Here is a 22,475-nt window from a genome sequence, read left to right as displayed (position 1 = left end):
GCCCGGAAGATCCGTGCGTCTTCCCGCATCTTCCGGCGAATCATCCGTCTGTAGAGAGGACAGTCCCATGGCCTCCCCTTCCCACCCCCGTGTCGCCGTCGTCGGAGCCGGTCTCGGGGGTCTCGTCTGTGCCCGTGTCCTGCAACGCCACGGCCGGCCCGTCACCGTCTTCGAACGGGACGTGTCCGCCGGTGCCCGGCCCCAGGGCGGCAGTCTCGACATCCACGCGGGCACCGGGCAGGCGGCGCTGCGCGCAACGGGTCTGCTCGACCGGTTCCGCGCCGTCTCGCGTCCCGAGAGCCAGGGATGGCGGCTGCTCGACCCGGTGACGGCGGCGGTGCTGCCCGTCGCGGGGCCCCCGGCGCACGACGACGACAGCCCGGAGATCGACCGCGGCCAGTTGCGCGGCCTGCTCCTGGACTCCCTCGCCGAGGGCACCGTCCGGTGGGGCAGCGCCGTGGCGGGCGTCACCCCGCTGCCGGACGGCACGTGGCGGCTCCTGCTGGACGACGGGAGCTGCGAGGAGGCCGATCTGGTGGTCGGCGCCGACGGTGCCTGGTCGCGGGTCCGCCCGGCCCTGTCGGACGCCACGCCCGACTACGCCGGGGTCACCTTCGTCGAGGCCGGCTTCGAGGACTGCGAGGCCCGTCACCCCGAGGTCGCCGAACTCGTCGGCGAGGGCACCATGCTGGCGGGCAGCGGCGGCAAGGCGCTGCTGGCCCAGCGCAACAGCAAGGGGCACGTCCGCGTCTACGCCGCCTTCCGGGCCCCGCACGACTGGCACGTGGCCGCCGGCGTGGACGTCGGGGACACGGCTGCTGTCCGCGCGCACCTGCTTGGGGTGTTCGAGGGGTGGCACGAGAGCCTGCTCGGCCTCGTACGGGGCAACGACGGCGGGTTCGTGAGCCGGCCCGTGTTCGTGCTGCCCGTCCCGCACGTGTGGGAGCACCGGTCCGGCATCACGCTGCTGGGTGACGCCGCGCATCTGATGCCCCCGGTGGGGCTCGGCGCGAATCTCGCCATGCTCGACGGTGCCGAACTTGCCGAGGCCCTCGTCGCCGGGTCCACCGTGGAGGACGCCGTGCGCGCCTACGAGGAAGTGATGCTGTCCCGTTCGGCACAGGCCGCCCGGGACTGCGCCGCGCTCCTCGACGATCTCCTCCCGTCCGACGCGGCCTGAGCCCGCGTCGCGGCCAGTCGGCCCGCGCCGGGGCGGGGCTCGGGCTGCCGGGGGCGGTCACAGGTCGATGTCGGTGTCCTCCGCCGGTACGGCCACGCACAGCAGCGCCGTACCGGGGTCGGGCGGCAGCGCGGGCGGCGTGGGGTAGACGACCCGGCCGCCGCGCAGCGGCCTGGCGCAGCTCCGGCAGGCCCCGGCACGGCAGCCGGACGGGACGGTGAGGCCCTGGGCCTCGGCCAGCTCCGAGAGGCTGCCGTCCGCGGGCTGCCAGCGTGCGACCCGGCCCGAGGTGGAGAAGGAGACCTTGAAGGGGCCCTCCGGGGGCTCCTGCGGGGTGATGCCGGACGATCCGGGGGAGACGAACACCTCCTGGTGGACGCGTTCTGCGGGGATTCCGGCGGTGGTGAGCGCGCGGCGGGCGGTCTCCAGGAAGGACGGGGGCCCGCACAGGAAGGCGGTGGCCGCCGGGTCCGCGTCGTCGAGCACCGGGCGACCCCGCTCCGCGTGCCACTCGGCGGCTTCCCGGTCGCCGGTCCTGGTCAGGTGGAGCCGGGTGCGGGCGTGCGGCAGCCGTTCGGCGAGTGCCAGCACCTCCGGCCACAGCGCCAGGTCGTCGGGGCGGCGCGCGGTGTGGACCACCTCGACGCGGCGGGCGGGCTGTTCGGCCGCGCAGCCGCGCAGCAGGGCGACGGTCTGGGTGATGCCGATGCCGGCCGAGGCCAGCAGCAGCGGCCGGCCGGGCTCGTCGTCCAGGACGGTGCCGCCGTGCGGCCCGGAGAGGGTCAGCAGGGTGCCCGGGCGGGCGTGGCTGTGCAGATAGGACGACATGCGCCCGGAGGGCTCCCGCTTGACGGTGATGCGCAGCCTGTCCGCGTCGTGTGCCGAGACGGTGTAGGCCCGCCACAGCGGACCGTCGGGTGTGTGGGCGGTGACCACAACGTGCTGGCCGGGGCGCGGGGCGTCGCGCTCGCCGGCCAGCGGGTCCGTCAGCCACAGGCTGACCGCACCGTCGCCGTGCCGGACGCGTTCGTCCACCCGGGCGCGGCGCGGCCAGGAGCGGGGTCCGGGGCCGCCGTGCAGCGGTGTCGGCCGTCCCCGTCCCGTCAGTTCCACCGGGTCGCCGCCGCGTACCGTGCCGGCCCGCACCACCCGGGCCCGCAGCCCGCAGTACAGGTGCCCGAACCGGGTGGCCAGCTCCGCCGGGACGTTGAGGTCCCGGTGCGCGCGGCCGGGCACCACGCTCGTGGCGGCGCACCGGTTGATCGGGTGGAGCACTTCCAGTTCGGCGTCGCCGACGGTCAGGCGGGCCCCGGGAAGGTCCAGCTCGGCCCAGGCGGGCAGGCCGGCCAGCAGCAGGTTGGCGCGGAACCTGAGCGGGTCGACGGGGCGGCCGACCGTCTCGGCGAGGGCTTCGACGGAGGCGAGGTTGACCAGGGAGACGGTGCCCCGGTCGTCGCAGTAGCCCTCCCGGGCGCGGTGCAGCTCCGCCCCGCCGAACCAGTCGGTGTCGGCCACCTTGCCGGGGGAGGGCGGGTCCAGCGGGACGGTGAGGCCGGACCAGACGGGGTGCGTCAGGGTGGCCTCCCGGGCGTCCTCGTCGATCCGGACCCGGCCGTCCGCGGGATCGGGCGCGGCGCAGAGGGTGTGGAAGTGTCTGGTGGACGCCCAGCCGCCGCCTGCCGGGACGGGGCGCCGGGCGAAGGCGAACACGCGGTCGCCGGGGACGCCCCGGCCCGGGGACAGCCGGGCCCGGTCGAGGTCGTGGCCCGGCAGTCCTTTGACGGGGTGCCTGACGATGCGGGCGATGCGGGCGAGTTGCGGCACGGTCTGCACTCCCTCGGGTCGTGGGGAGGACCGGGTGCCCATCGCGGGAGCCCGTCCACACCGGTACCAGGGGGAATTCCGCACCCGGTGGTGCGGCATCACCGCGACTCGCCCGGCTGCCGTACGCACCGTCCGCCGTCCGGCTGGCCGGGCCCGGGCCCGGCTTGCGGCCCGGCCCCGGCAGTGTTCCCGCCGTGTTCCGGCAGGTTTCCGGCAGCGCTCTGGCGGTGTGCTGACTCGCACGCCGGGGCCCCGTGTCCGGTTCGCCAGCGGCGTCGGGGGCGCCGGCGTGTGCTCAGGCCGCGCCGGCGCCGCCGCTCACACCTCGCCCCGCGCCACTCCGATCAGCCGTTCGAGGACGGCGCCGCGGCTGACGCGGAGCGCGTCGTGCTCCCACTCGTTGGTGATCCAGGTGCGGACGCCGGGCACGGCGCGTGCGGTGGCCAGCGAGTGGTCGCGGTCGACGTACATGTCGTCGTGGTAGACGGCCGCGTACACCGGCACCTCGTTGGCCGCCAGCCGCTCCGTGTCGTACAGGTCGGGCCAGTCGCCCCGCTCGGCCAGCAGATGTGCGGCCTCGCGCAGCGGCACCAGCGCCGGGTCGAGGTCGAACATCCACGGGTAGATCATCTCGCCGGTGAACAGCACCGGCCCGTCCCCCTCCAGCGCCCGCGCGGCGTCGAAGGCGGGGAACTCCCCGCGCACGCGCTGCGCCGCCCAGCGGGTGCCCTCGCCGCTGACCGAACGCTGGGCGTAGATCGGCTCGTGCAGCGCGGCAAACAGCGGGTTGGCCGCCAGCGACACCTGGGCCCGTACGCCTTCGAGGAAGGTGTCGGAGAGCCGGGGGCCCTGCGGGGTGCGCACGAACGGGTCCTCCAGCAGATAGTGGAGGGTGTGCGAGCCGGAGCCCTGGCCCAGCAGCATCCCGAGGAACTGGAAGCGCTCCACCGTCAGCCGGCTGCCGTCCGGGAGCCGTACGTCGTGCTCGGCCAGGTGCTCGGCGATCCGGCGCACCGTCCCGACATCCTGCGCGTAGCGCTCGTAGTGCGCCGCGTTCTTGGCCGCCACCCGCGGATAGGCGGCGCGGTAGACCTCGTCCGCGCTCACCCGCAGCCCCGGCAGCCCGCCCGTCACGAACGCCTCCCGCAGGTGTCCGGGGGCGAGGGAGAGGTAGGCCAGGGTGCAGAACCCGCCGAAGCTCTGGCCGAGGGTGGACCAGCAGCCGTCCTCGCCCAGCAGCCGCTCGCGCACCAGTTCGGCGTCGCGGACGATGGCGTCGGCGCGGAAGTGCGCCAGATAGGCGGCCTGCTGCTCGGGTGTGCCGCGCGCCGCGAGCGTCTGCCGGTTCGCCGGGGTGGAGCGGCCGGTGCCGCGCTGGTCGAGCAGGAGAACCCGGTAGTGGCGCAGCGCCACCTCCAGCCAGTCGGAGCGGCCCACCGGCCGGGGCCCGCCGGAGCCGGGGCCGCCCTGGAGGAACAGCAGCCACGGAAGCCGGTCGTCCTCGTGCCCGGCGGCCACCACCTCGCGCGCGTACACCTCGATCTGTTCGCCGTCCGGCCGGTCGTGGTCGAGGGGGACGGCGAAGACGTGGTCTCTCAGCACGGTGCCGGGGTGCCGCAGGGTGGCGGGCATGTTCTGCTCCTCCGAAGGTCGGTGCGGGGGTGGCCGGTCCCATTCGATCAGGTGACCGCAACTGTCCGGGAGCGGGCCGACAGCGGGCGTCAGCCGGCCGCGAGGGAGTCAGGAGGCGTCGGGCAGCGAGGCGAGCGCGCTTTCGAGTGCCGCCGCGAAGCGGTCGCTCGTCGCCGGGTCCCGCACCGCCATGCGGAACCACTCCGTGCCCAGGCCGGGAAAGGTGTCCCCGCGCCGTACCGCGAACCCCAGTTCGCGCAGCCGCTCCCGTACCGCCGCGCCCCGCGGGTGCCGCACCAGCAGGAACGGCCCCTGCGGGCAGGGCGTGGCCTCGCCGATCCCCGCCTCGCGCAGCCCGGCCAGACGGGCGCGCAGATGGTCGCGGTCCCGGGCGAAACGCCGGGCGGCCTCCTCGGCCTCGGCCAGCGCACCGGGGGTGCTGCACGCCTCGGCGGCCGTCAGCGCGGGCGCCGAGACGGGCCACAGCGGCTGGTGGCGGGCCAGCGTGCGGACGGTCTCCGGGTCGCTGAGCACATAGCCGACACGCAGCCCGGCGAGCCCCCACGTCTTGGTGAGGCTGCGCAGCACCACGGTGCGCCCCGGCAGGGTGCCCAGCAGCGGTACGAGGGACTCGCGTTCGCCCGGCACCGCGTCCACGAAGGCCTCGTCGACGACGAGCGTGCGCCCCTCGCGGGCCAGCCGCGCCAGACCGGCGGCCGGGTGCAGCACGGAGGTCGGGTTGGTGGGGTTGCCGACCACCACCAGGTCCGCCGCGTCCGGCACCGCCGCCGGGTCGAGCCGGAAGGCGTCCTGGGGGCGCAGCAGCACCCGCCGCACCCGGTGCCCGGCGTCGCGCAGCGCGGCCTCCGGCTCGGTGAACTGCGGGTGCACCACCACCGGGCAGCGGGCCGGCAGCGCGCGGGCCAGCAGGACGAACGCCTCCGCCGCGCCGGCCGTCAGCAGCACCTGGTCGTCGGCCAGCCCGTGCCGGACGGCGACCGCGTGACGGGCCGGTGCGCCGTCCGGGTAGGCGGCCAGCGTCTCCAGCGAGGCGGCCAGCCGCTGCCGCAGCCAGGCCGGGGGCGTGCCGGTGCGCACGTTGACGGCCAGGTCGGTCAGCCCGGCGCCGGCGCCGCGCACCTCCGCGTCGCCGTGGTGGCGCAGCCCGGTGTCGGCGAAGGTGGTCATGTGTCGCTCCCGGGGACGGTGAGGGCGGCCACGGCCGCGGTGGCCCGTGCGGGCACGCCGTCGCCGGGCCGCGAGGTGGTCTTGGGCACCAGCAGCGCGGGGGCGCCGCCCTGGACGAGTGAGCCGGGGCCGCCGCCGCCCGCCAGCAGGGCAGCCGCCTCGGCGACGGAGGGGGTGCCCACCGCGGTCCGGGCGAAGCCCGAGGGGTGCGGTACCCGGACGCGGGCCAGCGCCCGCGCGTCGTAGGCCAGCAGCGGCAGCGCCAGGCGCCGCGAGACGGCCAGCAGGCCGGGCTCCGCGGCACGGGCCAGGACGGTCGCCAGTGCCGTGACGTCCCCGGGGGCGAGGCCGGCGGTCGCCAGCACGGCGGTGACCAGGCCGTGCACCTCCTCGGCCGTCACCCCGGCGCAGCTGCCGATGCCGACGGTGACGAGACGGGGGCCGGGTCGGGGGCCGGGGTGGGTGCCGTCCGGCCTCACGCCGTGCTCCTCGTACTGCCGACGCCCTCCCCGGTGCCGCCCGCCTTCGCGACGTCGGCGGCCTTCCCGGTGCCGCCCGCCTCCCCCGTCCCGGCGGCTTCCCCGGTACCGCCCGCCTCCCACCGCCGGGCGCACCCGGCCACGAAGCGGGCGGCCATCGCCGGGGCAGCCGCCCAGTGGACGTGCAGGTAGGAGGCGTGCACCTGGTGCTGCGCGAAGCCCTCGGCGCGCCGCTCGGGCGCCACCAGTCCCCAGGCGGGTTCCGGGCCGGCGCCGGGCACCAGTTCGGTGCGGTGGAACTCGTGGCCGCGCACCCGGGTGCCGGCCGGGGCGAGCACGTTGTCGGTGACGGCCACGGCCTCCCGGTATCCGAGGGTCAGCCGCTCCGCCATCCGTGCGCGGGCGTCGAGCACCCCGCACATGGGGGCGCCGTCGAGTTCGCGTGCGAGGTACAGCAGTCCGGCGCACTCGGCGGCGACCGGCCCGCCGAACGCCGCGATCTGCTGCCGCAGGGGTCGATTTTCGGACAGTTCCGGGGCGTACACCTCGGGGAAGCCGCCGCCCACGACGAGACCCGCCGTGCCGTGCGGCAGCGCCTCGTCCCGCAGCGGGTCGAACGGCACCACCTCGGCCCCCGCCGCCCGCAGCAGCTCGGTGTGCTCGGCGTAGGAGAAGGTGAACGCCGCGCCGCCCGCCACCGCCACCCGGGGCCTGCGCCCCACCGGCTCGGCCGCCAGCTCGCGGACGGCGTCCCACGGCTCGTCCGGCAGCGGCGGCGCCGACCGCGCAAGAGCCAGCAGCGCGTCCAGGTCGCAGCCCTCACGCACCCGTCCGGCGAGCGCGGCCACCGACTCGACGGCCTCCGCACGCCGTTCGGCGACCGGCACCAGGCCCAGGTGCCGGGAGGGCGCGCGCACCACCTTCGTGCGCCGCAGGACGCCCAGCACCGGCACCCCCGAGCCTTCCAGCGCCTCCCGCAGCAGCTCCTCGTGCCGGTCGGAGCCCACCTTGTTGAGGATCACCCCCGCCACCCGCACGCCCGGGTCCCAGGCGGCGAAGCCGTGCACGAGGGCCGCCACCGACCGGGACTGCGAGGAGGCGTCCACCACCAGCACCACCGGGGCCCGCAGCAGTTTGGCCACGTGCGCGGTGGAGGCCAGTTCGCCCTGGCCCGCGGCACCGTCGTAGAGCCCCATCACCCCCTCGACCACGGCCAGGTCGGCACCCGCCGCGCCGTGCCCGAACAGCGGTGCGATCCGCTCGGGTCCGCACAGATAGGCGTCCAGGTTGCGGCCCGGACGCCCGGTGGCCAGCGCGTGATAACCGGGGTCGATGTAGTCGGGGCCCACCTTGTGGGGGGAGACGGCCAGGCCCCGCCCGGCGAACGCCGCCATCAGCCCGGTCGCCACCGTCGTCTTGCCGCTCCCGGAGGAGGGCGCCGCGACGACCAGGCGCGGTACCCGGATCACGCGGCGCCCCCGCCCCTCGGTGCCGCACTCACCATTCGATGCCCTTCTGGCCCTTCTGGCCCGCGTCCATGGGGTGCTTGACCTTCGAGAAGTCGGTGACCAGGTCGGCCGCGTCGATCAGCTCCTGCGGCGCGTTGCGGCCGGTGACGACCACGTGCTGGGTGCCGGGCCGCTCCCGCAGCACCTCGACCACCTCGGCGACGTCCACCCAGCCCCAGTGCAGCGGATAGGCGAACTCGTCCAGCACCAGCAGCCGGTACGTCTCGGCGGCAAGGTCCCGCTTGACCTGCTCCCAGCCCTCCCGGGCCGCCGCCTCGTTGCTCAGCTCCGCGTCCTGCACGTTGCGCTTGAGCCACGACCAGCCCTCGCCCATCTTGTGCCAGGTCACGGTGCCGCCCTCGCCCGTGTCGCCGAGCACTTTGAGGGCCCGCTCCTCGCCGACCTTCCACTTGGCGGACTTGACGAACTGGAAGACCCCGACCGGCCAGCCCTGGTTCCAGGCGCGCAGCGCCATCCCGAACGCGGCCGTCGACTTCCCCTTCCCGGTCCCCGTGTGCACCGCGACCAGCGGCCGGTTGCGGCGCTGACGGGTGGTCAAGCCGTCCTGCGGCACGACACTCGGCTGTCCCTTCGGCATTACGCGGCCCTCCCTGCGATACGTGCGTCCTGTGCGCCGGTCGTACGGCGGACGAGTGCGGTCACCGCGTCCGCGCGCAGTTCGTCGAGCGTGACGGCCTCGCCGCCCAGGTACTGCGCCAGCTCCCGGGCCAGCCCCAGCCGCACGTGCCCCTGCTCGCAGTCCACGACCACCGAGGCGACCCCGTCGGCCGCCAGCAGCCCCGCAGCCTGCCGGGCCCGCACCAGCGGCTCCGGCCCCCCGGTGGCCCGCCCGTCGGTGACCGTCACCAGCAGCGCACGCCGCGCCGGGTCCCGCAGCCGCTCCACCCGCAGCACCTCGCGGGCCCGCAGCAGCCCCGCCGCCAGCGGGGTGCGGCCACCGGTCGGCAGCGTCTCCAGCCGGGCCGCCGCCGCGTCCACCGACGAGGTCGGCGGCAGCGTCACCTCGGCGTCACCGCGCCGGAAGGTCACCATGCCGACCTTGTCCCGCCGCTGGTAGGCGTCCAGCAGCAGCGACAGCACCGCGCCCTTGACCGCGCTCATCCGCTGCCGCGCCGCCATCGAACCCGAGGCGTCCACCACGAACAGCACGAGGTTGCCCTCGCGCCCCTCGCGGACCGCCTCGCGCAGATCGTCCCGGCGCACCACCAGACCGCTGCCGCGGCGCCCGCGCGCCTGCTGGTGCGGCGCCGCCGCCTGCACGGTGGCCGCCAGATGCAGCTTGCCGAGCGCCCCCTGCGGGCGGCGCGCCCCCGTGGTGCGGCCGTGCGCCGTACGGGCCCGCGAGCGCCGGCCCGCCGCGCCCTCGCCGAGACCGGGAACGGTCAGCGCACGCGCCTTGAACGGCTCACCCGCGGGAGCCGCGGGCTGCGGCGCCGCCGGGGCCTGGGCGCCCGTCCCCGTGCCGGAGGGCTCCTGGGCCGCCGGGCCGGCCTGCTCGGGCAGCGAGGGCCGATCCGCCGGCCCGCCCTCGTCCCGCGGGGCCTGCCCGGACTGCGACGGCGCGTCCTGCGGCGGCACTCCGCCCCCGCCGCCGGGCCCGCCGTCGGGTCCGTCACCGGGACCGCCGTCCGGCCCGTCGCCGGGGCCGCCGTCCGGGGGCTCGGGCCCCTCGTCCTCCTGCGGGGCGTGCTCCTCCAGCGTCCGGTCCAGCATCTCCTCGTCGAGCCCCGGCGCGTCGAACGGGTTGCGCCGCCGCCGGTGCGGGAGGGCCAGCAGCGCGGCCTGCCGCACGTCGGCCTGCTCGACCTGATCGCGCCCCGCCCAGGCGGCCAGCGCCGTCGCCGTACGGGCCATCACCAGATCGGCGCGCATGCCGTCCACCTCGAACGCCGCGCAGGTCGCCGCGATCTGCCGCAGCGCCGCATCCCCGAGCCGCACCCGCGGCAGCAGCGCGCGGGCCGCCGCGATGCGCTCCCGCAGCCGCTGCTCCTCGTCGGCCCAGCGCGCCGCGAACGCTTCCGGGTCGTCGTCGTGGGCCAGCCGCCGCCTGACGACCTCCACCCGCTGCTCCGGCTCCCGGGAGGCGGCCACCTCCACCGTGAGCCCGAACCGGTCCAGCAGCTGCGGGCGCAGCTCGCCCTCCTCCGGGTTCATGGTGCCCACCAGCAGGAAACGGGCGGCGTGCCGTACGGAGACGCCTTCCCGCTCCACGTAGGAGGAGCCCATGGCGGCGGCGTCCAGCAGCAGGTCCACCAGATGGTCGTGGAGCAGGTTCACCTCGTCCACGTAGAGGATGCCCCGGTGCGCGTCCGCCAGCAGGCCGGGCTCGAACGCCTTCACACCCTCGGACAGGGCCCGTTCGATGTCGAGCGCGCCCACCAGCCGGTCCTCGGAGGCGCCCACCGGCAGCTCCACCATGCGGGCCGGGCGCGTCTCACCGGTGCCCGCTCCGACGGCGTGCGGGCCGTCCGGGCAGCCGGGGTCGGGCGAGGCGGGGTCGCAGGAGAAGCGGCAGCCGGCGACGACCTCGACCGGGGGCAGCAGCGCGGTCAGCGCCCGGACGGCGGTGGACTTCGCGGTCCCCTTCTCGCCGCGCACCAGGACGCCGCCGATCGCGGGGGAGACGGCGTTCAGCAGAAGGGAGAGCTGCAAGTCCTCCTGGCCGACGAGGGCGGGGAAGGGATAGGGGATCACGCGTCACTCCTTCGAGCGGCTTCGGTCGGACACGTCGCGCTCAGCGGAACGCGACAGCACAAGTCGGTGGGGGCGCCTCGGCCCCGCGCGGTCGGCGCGGGGCCTGGCGGCAGCGCACGCCGGCCGCCCCGGCGTGCGGCGCGTGGCGGGCGGGCGCCGGGCGGAGCGACGGTCACGGCGCTCCCGGGGCGACGAACGGCAGACCCGTCGGTACGCCCTCCTCGATGAGCCGGAGCAGGGCCGCCGTGTCCGCGTGCTCCTCGATCAGGTCGCCGAGCCGGTCGAGCTGTTCCTCGCGCAGCGCGGCGAACCGGGTGTCGGGCGCGGGCACGAAGGCGCGGCCCGCGTCGGCGGCGACCCGGCGCAGGAAGGCGCGGCGGAAGCCGTCCGACTCCAGCGAGCCGTGCCAGTGGGTGCCCCACACGGTGCCGGCCCGGCAGCCGTCCAGCGCCCGGCCGTCCGCACCGGTCAAGAACGCCTCGCCGCCCAGCACCTCGGCCACCCCGTGGTGGATCTCGTAACCGTCCACCGGTTCGCCCAGGGCGGTGCCGTGCGGCCGGGCGAGGGTCTTGTCCCGGGCGAACCGCACCCGCACCGGCAGCAGTCCCAGCCCCTCGACGACGCCCGCGCGGGACTCCACCTCGTCCTCGATGCGCTCGCCCAGCAGTTGGTAGCCGCCGCAGATGCCCAGCACGGGCCGGCCCTCGGCGGCCCGCCGCGCCAGTGCCGCGGCCAGCCCCCGGTCACGCAGCCACGCCAGTGCCCGCACCGTCCCGCGGGTGCCGGGGACGACGACCAGATCGGCGTCGGCCAGCTCTTCCGGGCGGTCGCAGAAGCGCACGACGACACCCGGTTCGGCCGCCAGCGCGTCCACGTCGGTGAAGTTCGACATCAGCGGCACCGGCAGCACCGCGACCCGGAGCACGTCGGCACCGTGGGGCGCGGCGACGGCGGACTCGCGCACGGTGCCCCGCAGCGAGACCCGCAGCCCGTCCTCCTCGTCGATGCCCAGCCCGTGCCGGTGCGGCAGCACCCCCAGGGTGGGCCGGCCCGTCAGCCCGCGCAGCATCTCCAGGCCGGGCTCCAGCAGGGAGACGTCACCCCGGAACTTGTTGACCAGATAGCCGGCCACCAGTTCCTGGTCCTCCCGGGACAGCAGCGCCGTCGTCCCGAACAGCGAGGCGAACACCCCGCCGCGGTCGATGTCGCCGACCACCACCACCGGCAGCCGGCAGGCCCGCGCCAGCCCCATGTTGACGATGTCGCTGCGGCGCAGATTGATCTCCGCGGGGCTGCCGGCCCCCTCGCAGATCACCGCGTCGTGGGTGCGCCGCAGCTCCTCCAGGCAGCCCACCACGGTCTCCAGCAGCTCCTCGCGCCGCCCGTACCGCACGCCGCCCGCCTCGCCGGTACGGCGCCCGAAGTAGCCGCGGGCCGACATCTCGCCCACCGGCTTGCCCAGCAGCACCACCTGGCTGGTGCGGTCGCCGCCCGGTTTGAGCAGCACCGGGTTCATCAGCGCGCTCGGCTCGGTGCGGGCCGCCGCCGCCTGCATGGCCTGCGCACGGCCGATCTCGGCGCCCTGCCGCGTCACGTACGAGTTGAGCGACATGTTCTGCGCCTTGAACGGCGCCACCCGCAGGCCCTTGCGGGCCAGCCAGCGGCAGATGCCCGCCGTCACCACGCTCTTGCCGGCGTCCGACGTGGTCCCCGCCACCAGCAGTCCGCCCCCGGTCACCGTGCTCCCCTCTCGTCAGTGACGCGCCGGGCCCGCCGCAGGGCCCCGCCCAGCGCGCAGCCGGCCGCCAGCGCGAGCATGCCCACCCGGCGGGAGAGCCGCACCGCACGCTCGATGTCGGCGGAACGCACCGCGCGTCCCGCGCTGTTGAGGACGGGCCGGTGCTCGGTGCGGCCCCCGTAGGACAGCGTCCCGCCCAGCCGTACGCCCAGCGCGCCCGCGAACGCGGCCTCGACGGGGCCCGCGTTGGGGCTCGGATGGCGGTGCGCGTCCGTACGCCAGGCCCGTACGGCACCCCGCGGATCGGGCCCGGCAGCGGCGGCGAGGGCGGCCGTCAGCCGGGCGCCGGGCCGGCCCGCGGCGTCGTCCAGCCGCGCCGACGCCCAGCCGAACCTGCGGTGGCGCGGGGAGCGGTGCCCCACCATCGCGTCCAGGGTGTTGACCGCGCGGAACCCCAGCAGCCCCGGCACGCCCGCCAGCGCGCCCCACACCAGGGCGCCCACGACGGCGTCCGAGGTGTTCTCCGCGACCGACTCGACCACCGCGCGGGCGATCTCCTGCCCGTCCAGGTGCTGCGGGTCGCGCCCGCACAGTGCGGGCAGCCTCTCGCGGGCCGCGGCCAGGTCCCCGGCCTCCAGCAGGGCACCGACGGCCCGCGCCTCCCGGGTCAGCGACGTACCGCCCAGCACCGCCCAGGTGGCGGCGGCGGTCACGGCGATCCCGGGCAGCGGGGGGCGGCCCAGGGCGCGCGCACCCCTGTCCAGCGCGCCCCCGACGGCGACGGCGCCGCCCGCGCACAGCACGGTGTACAGCGCGCCCACCCCCCGGTGGTCGCGCCACATCCGGCGCTCCAGCGCCGCGGCGGCCCGCCCGAAGAGGGCGACGGGGTGGCCGCGTACGGGGTCGCCCAGCAGCGCGTCGGCGGCGTATCCCAGCACGGCGCCGGCCGCCCAGCAGCCGGGGCGGGGTCCGCCCGTCCGCGCACCGGTGAGGGGGCCGCTGCCGCGGCGGTCACCGGCCCGCATCACGCCGCGCGCCGGGCGCGGGCACCCGCTGCGGGGAGCGGAAGGCAGGCCGGAACGGCAGCAGATGCCGGGAACGACGGGGACGACGGGGATATGGCGGCGCAGCCACGCATGACGGTGTCCTCACTCAGGGTCCTCGCCCTGGCTCGACTCGACCGGCGGCGAGAGTCTCCTGGCTCCCGGATCCGCGCCGCTCCCGCCTTCCAGCCGCGTGGGCCGTGGCTCGCTGGGTGACGCTCCCCGGTGACAGTGGCGGGACCGCGCCGGATTCGCACCGGCTTCCTCTCCGTGCCGCCGTTGGGCACCGGAAGTCCACCACGCCCGACTGACCCCGTCAACTCGCCCTTGACCTGCGACGGGGGAGTGTGAGCAGACACACCGCGAGGGGGTGCGGGAGACATCCCGCACCCCCTCGCGTGCCGCGCCGGCCGCCGGGACGGCTAGGCGGCGATGAGGTAGATGCCGTACGCGACCGCCGCCAGGCACACCGCGTAGCAGACGTAGGAGCCGGTACGGCCCAGCGCCGAGGGAGCGGCGCCCGAGGCCCGGGGGGAGCCGGCGACGATGCCGACGGTGAAGACGCCGACGAGTCCCACGGTCGCCAGCAGACTGACCCCGAAGACCTGGCCGAGAGCGGCCCAGTCGATGTTCATGCGGTCATCCCTTCCGAAGGTGCGACGGGGTCAGGAGAGGCTGCCCGCGGAGGCGGGCCGGCTCGGCGCGGACGGGGTCTCCTCCTGGGCCGCTCCCTCGGCCCCGAGGGCCACTCCCGCCGGGGGCGGCGGCGGGGCGACGGCCCGCATGGCGGTGGTGACCACTCCGGCCGGCTCGGGCTCTCCCACCGCCGGGGAGGCGGCGGCGGGCGCCGGCACGGGAGCCTCGGCGGGCTGCGTCCCGGCCGTCTCCTCGACGTCGTTGACGTTGGTGTGGTCCACCGGGGTGCGGCGCGAGCGGAGCCAGATGGCGCCGCAGGCCGCCACGGTCAGCACGGCGACGGTCGCCACGCCCCAGTCGCCCTGCTCGGCCAGCAGCGCGGCGCCCGCGGCGACGGCACCGGCGGCCGGCAGGGTCAGCGCCCAGCCGATGACCATGCGTCCCGCCGTCGACCACCGCACGACGCTGCCCTTGCGGCCGAGGCCGGAGCCCATCACCGCGCCGGAGCACACGTGCGTGGTGGACAGCGAGAAGCCGATGTGCGAGGAGGCCAGGATGGTGGCCGCCGCACTGGTCTGGGCGGCGAAGCCCTGCGGGGGCTGGATGTCGGTGATGCCCTTGCCCATGGTGCGGATGATGCGCCAGCCGCCCAGGTAGGTGCCCAGCGCGATGGCCAGGCCCGCCGAGGCGATGACCCACACCGGCGGGTCGGAGTCGGGCGCCAGCACACCGCCGGTGACCAGGGCCAGGGTGATGACACCCATGGTCTTCTGCGCGTCGTTGGTGCCGTGCGCGAGGGAGACCAGCGCGGCCGAGGTGATCTGGCCGGCGCGGTAGCCCTTGGCGGTGCGCCCCTCGTCGGCGTCGCGGGCGACCCGGTAGGTGAGCCGGGTGGCGCACAGCGAGGCGATGCCGGCGACCAGCGGCGCGGCGAGCGCGGGGATGAGGACCTTCATGACGACGACATCACCGTTGACCGCGCCGGTGCCGACCGCGGCGATCGTCGCCCCGATCAGGCCGCCCATCAGGGCGTGCGAGGAGCTGGAGGGCAGCCCGGCGAGCCAGGTCAGCAGGTTCCAGATGATCGCGCCCACCAGCCCGGCGAAGATCACTTCGGGCTGGACGCCGGAGCCTTCGTCGATGATCCCGGAGGAGATGGTCTTGGCCACCTCGACGGACAGGAACGCGCCGAGGAGGTTGAGGACCGCGGACATCGCCACCGCCGCCCGCGGAGCCAGTGCCCCCGTGGAGATGGTGGTGGCCATGGCGTTGGCCGTGTCGTGGAAGCCGTTCGTGAAGTCGAACACCAAGGCCGTGACGATCACGATCCCGATGAGAAGCGTGATGTGTTCCATTCACCAGGCACAATCAGTTCGAGGGGCATTTGACGCCGTGAACGTAAGTACGGCGAGTGAACAGCAGGTGAACTGGGGCAGGCGTCGAGGTGTCACCCCCCGGCGTCTGTTGTGTGGGACAGATCACACTACGCCGACGGGCCGTTCCAGCGCCGACACCGCAGGCCGGCACGGGCCCGGCGCGCCGCCCGGCACCGGCCCGCCCCGCGGTGCCGCACACCCCGGCCGGATGTCACTCCGCCGCCGCATCCCGGTGGTTTGGAGCCGCCGCGCGCGTCAACACTGGAGGGGATGCGTCTGCGAACCGCGGCACTGGCCGCCACCTGCGTGCTCGGTACCGGCGCCGCCACCCTGGCGGCCGGCCGGTACGCCGCCGGTGTGGCGCTCCGCCCGCCACGCCCCCGCACCGACGGCGGCAGCAGACCCACCGCCGGATTCGAGGGCACCCGGCTGACCGTCCACACGCACGAGGACGGCCGTGTCGCCGTGACCCGCTCGCTCGCCGCCCGCCTCCCCGGCGTCTACGGGCTGACCGGCCGGGGCGTGCACGCGGTCGTCGGCCCCGTTGTCGAGGACGAGACCGCCGCGCAGCCCCGCCCGCACGCGGTCGTCCGCGAACTGCGCCGGGTCAGCCGCGGCCGGCTGAGCACCGGCGCCACCGTACGCCTGACCCCGCAGGTGCACGCCGGCGACCCCGGCGAGGCCCTCGGCCTGGACTACGCCGACGTGGAGATCCCCGGCGAACTCGGCCCGCTGCCCGCCTGGTTCGTGTCCGGCGACCGCGCCGCCTGGGTCATCACCGTGCACGGCCTGGGCGCCACCCGCGAGCACCCCATGACGCTGCTCCCCTTCTACGTGAGCCGCCGCCTCCCGGTGCTCGACGTCAGCTACCGCGGCGACCCCGGCGCGCCCCCGCCCCCGGACGGCATCGGCCACCTGGGCAACTCCGAATGGCGCGACCTGGACGCCGCCATCCGGTACGCCGTCGGCAACGGCGCCCGCCGCGTCATCCTGCACGGCTGGTCCGCCGGCGCCACCATGGCGCTCCAGGCCGCCGCCAACTCCCCGCTGCGCGAGCACGTCGTCGGGCTCGTCCTGGACTCCCCGGTCCTCGACTGGCAGCGCACCGTCCGCGCCCTGGCCGCCTCCCGCGGCACCCCCGCGGCACTGCTGCCGCTCGTCGTCCGCGCCGTGCAGGGCAGAGCGGGGCTGCCCGCCGCGGCGCAGACCGTCCCCGGCGGCCCCACCGTCCCCACGCTGATCTTCCACGGCCCCGCCGACACCATCGCCCCCTGGGACGGCTCCCGCGTCCTGGCCGCGCGCAACGACCCGCTGGTCACCCTCCACCGGGTGCCGCACGCCCCGCACGCCGCCATGTGGAACGCGGACCCGCACGCCTACGAGGAGAAGCTCCGCCGCTTCCTGACGCCCCTCATGTGAGACCGCGTCACGCTGAGGGGCATTCAGCAGACGGCGCCCGCCCGGCCGCAGCCGCCGGCCCCTCCGGGAGACGGAGCGCGCGCCGCCGACGACCGGATATGGCACCCCAGGTTTGGGTTTCGACGGCGCAGCATGAAGACTGCTCCTGTGACGACGTCCCGTACTCCGCGAGACAACCGGCTCCGCCTCGTCCCCCGACAACCCGTCGCGGCTGCCCGGCGCACCGTGACGACCAGGCGTTCCGCACGGACGCCGCGGCAGCCGGACGGTATGCCGCCCCGCGACCAGCTCGCCCGGCAGGCCCGCGCCTGCCTCGCCGACGCCGTCCGCCTCGCCCACTGGGCGGCCCGCACCGGCCGGTCCCCGCACGCGGGCGACGAGGCCCGGCAGGCCGGCGAGGACCTGCGGATGACCGTCCGGCAGGTGCGCGCCCACTGGGACCGGGCCAAGCTGGCCGGGCTGATCGAACTCCACGACGGGACGGCGCGCGCCGGCTGGCGGCTGCGCGCCTGGGACCGCGACGACAGCGCCGTACTGCGCGGCTGGGTCGCCCTCTTCGACGCCTGGTCGCTGGCCCACCCGGGTCCCCTGGCGCACGACCAGGGCCTGGTCGCCGAGGTCGTGGAGGCCGTGCCCCAGTTCCTGTCGGTCATGCACCTGTCCGGCGGGCCCGTCACCTTCGAGATGCTGCACGACCTGCTGGCGCAGCGCATCGCCGAGCTGCGCGCCGAACGGGACACCGGCCAGGAGGCGGGCCGCGCCGTGGTCGGGGTCGCCCTGCCGGGGCTGCTCGACTGGGCGCTGGACGGGCTGTCCGCCGTCGGCGCCCTCACCCGCTGCCCCGACGAGGAGGCCGCCGAGGAGACCGGGCTGCGGCACGGCTCCGCCGTCCTGACCCCGCTCGGCCACTGGGCGGTGTGGACGAAGCTGGAGCAGATCTGCATCGCGGCGCAGAGCCCCGCCGGCAACATCGAGCAGTCCGCCGAGGAGATGCTGCGCGGCTGCGCCCGGATGACGCCCGGCCCGGCCCGCGACGAGTACCGCGCCTGGCTCGCCGCACGGCCCACCGGGCACGCCGTCACCGAGCTGCTGGAGGCCGCGCGCGGCGACGACGCGCTGATCAGGGGCCTGGCCTTCGAAGCGCTGCGGGTGGTGGGCGCACCCGCCGAGGAGGCCGTGCAGGAGGCCGCCGCCGAGCCGGTGCTGCGGCCCTACGCGCTGCTGTGGCTCGCCGAGCAGGCCGGCACCGATCCCGAGGACCTGGCGGGCGGTGCCCCCGGTGTGCTCACCCGCGAGGAGGCGACGTGGCTGTGGGTGGACACCGCGGCGGCCGTCACCGACCACGGCGAGGCCCAGCTGCTCGTCGACCACCTGGGCACCGCCGTCCAGGGCTCGGTCCCCCGGCTGCTGGAGGACGTACGGGCCACCGGGCACCCGCGCACCGTCCAGGTGCTGGTGGCGCTGGCCGCGGCGCATCCGGACCCGGCGCTGGCCAAGGCCGTGCGCCGGGCCGCGTTCCAGGTCCACACCGGCGGCGAGTGAACCCCGCGCCCGGCGGCGCCGGGCCGTCGCGTCCGTGACGGTCCGGCCGGCCGCCGACAGCCCGGCCGGCGCCCCGCGGGGGGGCGCGGACGCCGTCGGGACCACCGTCGCGCGGGCGCTCGTGCGGCGGAAAACTGTTTGCCCCGCGCCGGTAGACTGGGCCCATGCCTCATCTCCTCGTGCATTAGGCGTGCGTACGCCGCTTCCGACGCACTGATCCGTACGCACGTCCACAGTCCTGCCTTGGAGTCCCCCAGTGATCACCGCCTCCGGCCTTGAGCTGCGCGCCGGCGCCCGCGTCCTCATCGAGTCCGCCACCTTCCGCGTCGCCAAGGGCGACCGCATCGGCTTGGTGGGCCGCAACGGCGCCGGCAAGACCACCCTCACCAAGTGCCTGGCCGGCGAGGGCCAGCCCACCGCGGGCACCATCACCCGCAGCGGTGAGGTCGGCTACCTCCCGCAGGACCCGCGCACCGGCGACCTCGACGTGCTCGCCCGCGACCGCATCCTGTCCGCGCGCGGCCTGGACGTCGTACTCCGCAAGATGCAGGAGAACGAGCAGCGCATCGCCAACGGCCAGGGCGCCACGCGCGAGAAGGCGATGAAGAAGTACGAGCGGCTGGAGACGGAGTTCCTCACCAAGGGCGGTTACGCGGCCGAGGCGGAGGCCGCCACCATCGCCGCCAGCCTCGGACTGCCCGACCGGGTCCTCGGCCAGCCGCTGCACACCCTCTCCGGCGGTCAGCGCCGCCGCGTGGAGCTGGCCCGCATCCTCTTCTCGGACGCGGACATCCTGCTGCTCGACGAGCCGACCAACCACCTGGACGCCGACTCCATCGTCTGGCTGCGCGACTTCCTCAAGACCTACCGCGGCGGCCTCATCGTCATCTCCCACGACGTGGACCTCGTCGAGACGGTCGTCAACAAGGTCTTCTACCTGGACGCCAACCGCTCGGCCCTCGACATCTACAACATGGGCTGGAAGCAGTACCTCACCCAGCGCGAGGACGACGAGAAGCGGCGCAGGCGGGAGCGGGCCAACGCCGAGAAGAAGGCCGCCGCCCTCAACGCCCAGGCCGACAAGATGCGGGCCAAGGCGACCAAGGCCGTCGCCGCCAAGAACATGGCACGCCGCGCGGAGAAGATGCTCGCCGGGCTGGAGGGCGAGCGCCAGTCCGACAAGGTCGCCAAGCTGCGCTTCCCCGACCCCGCCCCGTGCGGCAGGACGCCGCTGATGGCGGAGGACCTGTCCAAGTCGTACGGCTCGCTGGAGATCTTCACGGGCGTGGACCTGGCCATCGACAAGGGCTCCCGCGTGGTCATCCTCGGCCTCAACGGCGCCGGCAAGACGACGCTGCTGCGGCTGCTGGCCGGTGTCGAGACGCCGGACACCGGCAAGGTCGTCCCCGGTCACGGGCTCAAGCTCGGCTACTACGCGCAGGAGCACGAGACGCTGGACGCGGACCGCACGGTCCTGGAGAACATGCGCTCGGCCGCGCCCGACATGGATCTCGTGGACATCCGCAAGACGCTGGGCTCCTTCCTCTTCTCCGGCGACGACGTGGACAAGCCGGCCGGGGTGCTCTCCGGCGGGGAGAAGACCCGGCTCGCCCTGGCGACGCTGGTCGTCTCCTCCGCGAACGTGCTCCTGCTGGACGAGCCGACCAACAACCTCGACCCGGCCAGCCGCGAGGAGATCCTCGGGGCGCTGCGCACCTTCACCGGCGCCGTCGTGCTGGTCACCCACGACGAGGGCGCGGTGGACGCCCTCCAGCCGGAGCGCATCATCATGCTCCCCGACGGGGTCGAGGACCTGTGGAGCGAGGAGTACGCGGACCTCGTCGCCCTTGCTTGATCCATCCCTTATGGATCATTCGGCCGACGGTTGATCCTTCATCTGAGTGAGGACGGCTCATACCCCCGGCGCGCCCCGCGCCGGGGGTACGTCTTCGTGCCAGCAGCGCCGCCCCGGGCGTGACTGTCCGCGCGGCGAGCCGCTGACCTGCCCATTCTTCCCGTGTACCCGCCATGGGCCGATGTGCACGTGCATCTGCATGAGGCCGGAATCTCCTCCTCCAGGAGATTCATGCTGTGCACAAGCGCCCAAGCCGCCCGCGAAGACCTTGCCGAATGGGTGGCCAGATGCGGGAGGAGGGGTGATCATGAGAGTCACAGAGCGCACTTCCCATGAGGAGGCACGGGTGGCCGAGACTCTGAAGAAGGGCAGCCGGGTGACCGGCGCCGCGCGCGAAAAGCTCGCGGCAGACCTGAAGAGAAAATACGACGCCGGAGCGAGCATCCGGGCGCTGGCCGAAGAAACGGGCCGTTCCTACGGGTTTGTGCACCGGATGCTCAGCGAGTCCGGGGTGACGCTGCGTGGTCGCGGCGGAGCGACCCGCGGCAAGAAGACATCCTCCTCCTGAGGGCGCCTTCACCCGTCGGCATGGCTTTCGGGCGTTCACTCCGGTGGTTACTCTTCGGTTAACCGAACTGCTGGGTAACCACCGGAGGAACCTCGATGACCCTGCTCGACAAGGACGGCGTGCACGTCACCGCCGAGGGCGAGGTGGCCACGGTCACCCTCACCAACCCGGCCAGGCGCAATGCGCAGACGCCCGCGACCTGGCGGGCGCTGGCCGAGGCGGGACGCGTGCTGCCGGGCTCGATACGGGTCGTCGTCCTGCGCGCCGAGGGCAAGTCCTTCTCCGCCGGGCTCGACCGCCGCGCGTTCGAACCGGAAGGCATCGAGGGCGAACTGTCGTTCCTCGACCTGGCACGCCGTACCGACGCGGAACTGGACGCCGCCGTCGCCGAGTACCAGCAGGCGTTCACCTGGTGGCGCCGCCCCGACCTCGTCAGCATCGCCGCGGTCCAGGGCCACGCCATCGGCGCCGGGTTCCAGCTCGCACTCGCCTGCGACCTGCGGGTGTGCGCCCACGACGTGCAGTTCGCCATGCGCGAGACCAGCCTCGGGCTGGTGCCCGACCTGGCGGGCACCCATCCGCTGGTCGGCCTCGTCGGCTACGCGCGTGCCCTGGAGATCTGCGCCACCGGCCGCTTCGTCCACGCCGACGAGGCCGAACGCGTGGGCCTGGCCAATCTGGTCGTCGACGCCGCCCAGTTGGAGGGCGCCGTCACCGATCTGGCCGCGGCCCTGCTCGCCGCGCCCCGCGACGCCGTGATCGAGACGAAGGCCCTGCTCGCCGGGGCGGGTACACGCTCCTACGACGAACAGCGCGCCGCCGAACGGGCCGCCCAGGCACGCCGTCTGCGCGACCTGGCCGGGCTGGGCGAGTAGCCGCCTCACCCCGACGGAGGAGCACCGCGCGCCCGGGCGGTTCCCGGCATGCCCCTCGCCGCTGCCGCACCGGGGAACGGACCGGGCCGGTGCCCCTACCGGCGGGCGGTCGGCGGCGGGTCCACGGCGGTGACCAGCACCGCCACGGTGACCCGGGGCGCCGCTTTCGCCCGGCCGGTGCCCGCCAGCACGTCGTGGGCCGCCGTACGCGCCGCCCGCGCGGCGTCCAGCGCCCGTACGCCCGGCGACAGCGCGACCTCCACCAGCACATGCCGCCGCTCCCCGGACGCGCCGGTGACCTGCACCGCGGAGGCCGCCGGGCCCGCCGCCACCCGGGAGAGGGCGGGGCCCACCACGGGAGCCAGCCGGGCCACCCCGTCCACGGCCAGCACCGCACGTGCGACCCGCCCGGCCTCGTCCCGGCCGCCCGCCTCGGTCCCGGAGCCGCCGGTGCCGGACCCCGCGGAGGACCCGCCCCGGCCACCGGCCTCGGGAGCGGCCGGGGCGTCCAGCAGCTCCGTCACCCGCAGATCGGCCGCCGTCAGCGGCAGCCCGAGCCCCCGGTCGGCGCAGTCCAGCAGTGCGCCGCGTACGGCGTCCACGGCGGCGGGCACGGTCGGATCGGCGTACACGGCCAGATCCGCCGTCAGCCGCAGCGGGCCGGGCGGCAGCGCGCTCGGCGGAGGCGGCACGGCGGGTCCGTCCGTCGCCGGGCCGGCGGGCCCGATCCGCACCCCGCTCAGCCGGGCGCCGCCCGCCGCGCGGCACAGCACCCCCACCGCCGCCTCCTCCGCGATCCACGCGCCGTCCGCCGCCCGCCCCAGCGGCAGCAGCCGCCCCAGACCGAGCTGTCGGCGCACCATGTGCGTCAGCCGTTCCGCCGGCATGGCCCTCACG

At 75.7% G+C, this 22,475-nt stretch carries 18 protein-coding genes and 1 riboswitch; of the genes, 6 read left to right on the top strand and 12 right to left on the bottom strand.

Annotation, left to right across the window (positions count from 1 at the left end; translation table 11 throughout):
- Positions 1–67 precede the first annotated feature (67 nt).
- Positions 68–1,180: an FAD-dependent oxidoreductase gene (locus IO40_RS0114960; RefSeq protein ID WP_016468148.1), complete on the top strand. Its 1,113-nt coding sequence runs from the start codon at positions 68–70 to the stop codon at positions 1,178–1,180.
- A gap of 57 nt (positions 1,181–1,237) precedes the next feature.
- On the opposite strand, the gene IO40_RS0114955 is transcribed toward IO40_RS0114960, so the two are convergent.
- The 11 genes from IO40_RS0114955 to IO40_RS0114905 all read right to left on the bottom strand — a co-directional run bounded on the left by IO40_RS0114955 (position 1,238) and on the right by IO40_RS0114905 (position 15,298).
- Complete coding sequence (locus tag IO40_RS0114955) at positions 1,238–3,004, bottom strand: MOSC domain-containing protein (protein ID WP_137016910.1); 1,767 nt, start codon at positions 3,002–3,004, stop codon at positions 1,238–1,240.
- A 318-nt stretch (positions 3,005–3,322) separates the two neighbouring features.
- Positions 3,323–4,636, bottom strand: a complete 1,314-nt coding sequence (locus IO40_RS0114950) for an alpha/beta fold hydrolase (RefSeq protein ID WP_031175541.1) — start codon at positions 4,634–4,636, stop codon at positions 3,323–3,325.
- A 108-nt stretch (positions 4,637–4,744) separates the two neighbouring features.
- The gene (gene cobC, locus IO40_RS0114945; protein WP_016468144.1) at positions 4,745–5,824 is read right to left on the bottom strand and encodes an Rv2231c family histidinol phosphate aminotransferase CobC; all 1,080 of its coding nucleotides are present in this window, start codon (positions 5,822–5,824) and stop codon (positions 4,745–4,747) included.
- Positions 5,821–6,303, bottom strand: coding sequence for a cobalamin biosynthesis protein (locus tag IO40_RS0114940; RefSeq protein ID WP_016468143.1), 483 nt, complete (start codon positions 6,301–6,303; stop codon positions 5,821–5,823). Before IO40_RS0114940 ends, cobC begins: the two co-directional genes overlap by 4 nt.
- Complete coding sequence (locus tag IO40_RS0114935; RefSeq protein WP_016468142.1) at positions 6,300–7,772, bottom strand: cobyrinic acid a,c-diamide synthase CobB; 1,473 nt, start codon at positions 7,770–7,772, stop codon at positions 6,300–6,302. The genes IO40_RS0114940 and IO40_RS0114935 overlap by 4 nt, the downstream gene beginning before the upstream one ends.
- Positions 7,773–7,800: 28 nt before the next feature.
- Positions 7,801–8,409, bottom strand: coding sequence for a cob(I)yrinic acid a,c-diamide adenosyltransferase (gene cobO, locus IO40_RS0114930; protein WP_016468141.1), 609 nt, complete (start codon positions 8,407–8,409; stop codon positions 7,801–7,803).
- On the bottom strand, positions 8,409–10,526 hold the full coding sequence (locus IO40_RS0114925) for a putative cobaltochelatase (protein WP_016468140.1): 2,118 nt from the start codon (positions 10,524–10,526) through the stop codon (positions 8,409–8,411). The genes cobO and IO40_RS0114925 overlap by 1 nt, the downstream gene beginning before the upstream one ends.
- Positions 10,527–10,698: 172 nt before the next feature.
- Positions 10,699–12,264 (bottom strand): cobyric acid synthase, encoded by a 1,566-nt coding sequence (locus IO40_RS0114920; RefSeq protein ID WP_016468139.1) that lies wholly within the window; start codon positions 12,262–12,264, stop codon positions 10,699–10,701.
- Positions 12,261–13,289, bottom strand: a complete 1,029-nt coding sequence (locus IO40_RS0114915; protein WP_016468138.1) for a cobalamin biosynthesis protein — start codon at positions 13,287–13,289, stop codon at positions 12,261–12,263. The genes IO40_RS0114920 and IO40_RS0114915 overlap by 4 nt, the downstream gene beginning before the upstream one ends.
- Positions 13,290–13,455: 166 nt before the next feature.
- Positions 13,456–13,573: riboswitch (cobalamin riboswitch) on the bottom strand.
- Between the two features lie 156 nt (positions 13,574–13,729).
- Positions 13,730–13,942 (bottom strand): hypothetical protein, encoded by a 213-nt coding sequence (locus IO40_RS0114910; protein WP_016468137.1) that lies wholly within the window; start codon positions 13,940–13,942, stop codon positions 13,730–13,732.
- 30 nt (positions 13,943–13,972) lie between these two features.
- Positions 13,973–15,298, bottom strand: coding sequence for an inorganic phosphate transporter (locus tag IO40_RS0114905; protein WP_016468136.1), 1,326 nt, complete (start codon positions 15,296–15,298; stop codon positions 13,973–13,975).
- Between the two features lie 291 nt (positions 15,299–15,589).
- Here IO40_RS0114905 and IO40_RS0114900 point away from each other — a divergent pair, with 291 nt between their 5' ends.
- The 5 genes from IO40_RS0114900 to IO40_RS0114880 all read left to right on the top strand — a co-directional run bounded on the left by IO40_RS0114900 (position 15,590) and on the right by IO40_RS0114880 (position 21,578).
- Positions 15,590–16,738, top strand: coding sequence for an alpha/beta hydrolase family protein (locus IO40_RS0114900; protein WP_016468135.1), 1,149 nt, complete (start codon positions 15,590–15,592; stop codon positions 16,736–16,738).
- 270 nt (positions 16,739–17,008) lie between these two features.
- The gene (locus IO40_RS0114895) at positions 17,009–18,280 is read left to right on the top strand and encodes a hypothetical protein (RefSeq protein ID WP_016468134.1); all 1,272 of its coding nucleotides are present in this window, start codon (positions 17,009–17,011) and stop codon (positions 18,278–18,280) included.
- A 256-nt stretch (positions 18,281–18,536) separates the two neighbouring features.
- Positions 18,537–20,135, top strand: coding sequence for an ABC-F family ATP-binding cassette domain-containing protein (locus IO40_RS0114890; RefSeq protein WP_016468133.1), 1,599 nt, complete (start codon positions 18,537–18,539; stop codon positions 20,133–20,135).
- A gap of 346 nt (positions 20,136–20,481) precedes the next feature.
- Positions 20,482–20,703 (top strand): helix-turn-helix domain-containing protein, encoded by a 222-nt coding sequence (locus IO40_RS0114885; RefSeq protein WP_030408682.1) that lies wholly within the window; start codon positions 20,482–20,484, stop codon positions 20,701–20,703.
- Positions 20,704–20,798: 95 nt separating this feature from the next.
- A complete protein-coding gene (locus IO40_RS0114880; protein WP_016468131.1) occupies positions 20,799–21,578 on the top strand; it encodes an enoyl-CoA hydratase/isomerase family protein in 780 nt (259 codons plus the stop codon).
- A 95-nt stretch (positions 21,579–21,673) separates the two neighbouring features.
- On the opposite strand, the gene IO40_RS0114875 is transcribed toward IO40_RS0114880, so the two are convergent.
- On the bottom strand, positions 21,674–22,465 hold the full coding sequence (locus IO40_RS0114875) for a hypothetical protein (RefSeq protein ID WP_016468130.1): 792 nt from the start codon (positions 22,463–22,465) through the stop codon (positions 21,674–21,676).
- Positions 22,466–22,475 lie beyond the last annotated feature (10 nt).

Origin of the sequence: Streptomyces albus subsp. albus, assembly GCF_000725885.1 — a bacterium.
GTDB lineage: Bacteria > Actinomycetota > Actinomycetes > Streptomycetales > Streptomycetaceae > Streptomyces > Streptomyces albus.
This window is presented reverse-complemented; position numbering and strand designations above follow the sequence as displayed.

Bases quoted from the DNA above. Each gene is read 5' to 3' on its own strand.
- IO40_RS0114915 (WP_016468138.1), bottom strand. From the start codon at position 13,289: ATGCGGGCCGGTGACCGCCGCGGCAGCGGCCCCCTCACCGGTGCGCGG.
- cobC (WP_016468144.1), bottom strand. From the start codon at position 5,824: ATGACCACCTTCGCCGACACCGGGCTGCGCCACCACGGCGACGCGGAG.
- IO40_RS0114905 (WP_016468136.1), bottom strand. From the start codon at position 15,298: ATGGAACACATCACGCTTCTCATCGGGATCGTGATCGTCACGGCCTTG.
- IO40_RS0114950 (WP_031175541.1), bottom strand. From the start codon at position 4,636: ATGCCCGCCACCCTGCGGCACCCCGGCACCGTGCTGAGAGACCACGTC.
- cobO (WP_016468141.1), bottom strand. From the start codon at position 8,409: ATGCCGAAGGGACAGCCGAGTGTCGTGCCGCAGGACGGCTTGACCACC.
- IO40_RS0114960 (WP_016468148.1), top strand. From the start codon at position 68: ATGGCCTCCCCTTCCCACCCCCGTGTCGCCGTCGTCGGAGCCGGTCTC.
- IO40_RS0114875 (WP_016468130.1), bottom strand. From the start codon at position 22,465: ATGCCGGCGGAACGGCTGACGCACATGGTGCGCCGACAGCTCGGTCTG.
- IO40_RS0114880 (WP_016468131.1), top strand. From the start codon at position 20,799: ATGACCCTGCTCGACAAGGACGGCGTGCACGTCACCGCCGAGGGCGAG.
- IO40_RS0114910 (WP_016468137.1), bottom strand. From the start codon at position 13,942: ATGAACATCGACTGGGCCGCTCTCGGCCAGGTCTTCGGGGTCAGTCTG.
- IO40_RS0114895 (WP_016468134.1), top strand. From the start codon at position 17,009: ATGCCGCCCCGCGACCAGCTCGCCCGGCAGGCCCGCGCCTGCCTCGCC.
- IO40_RS0114900 (WP_016468135.1), top strand. From the start codon at position 15,590: ATGCGTCTGCGAACCGCGGCACTGGCCGCCACCTGCGTGCTCGGTACC.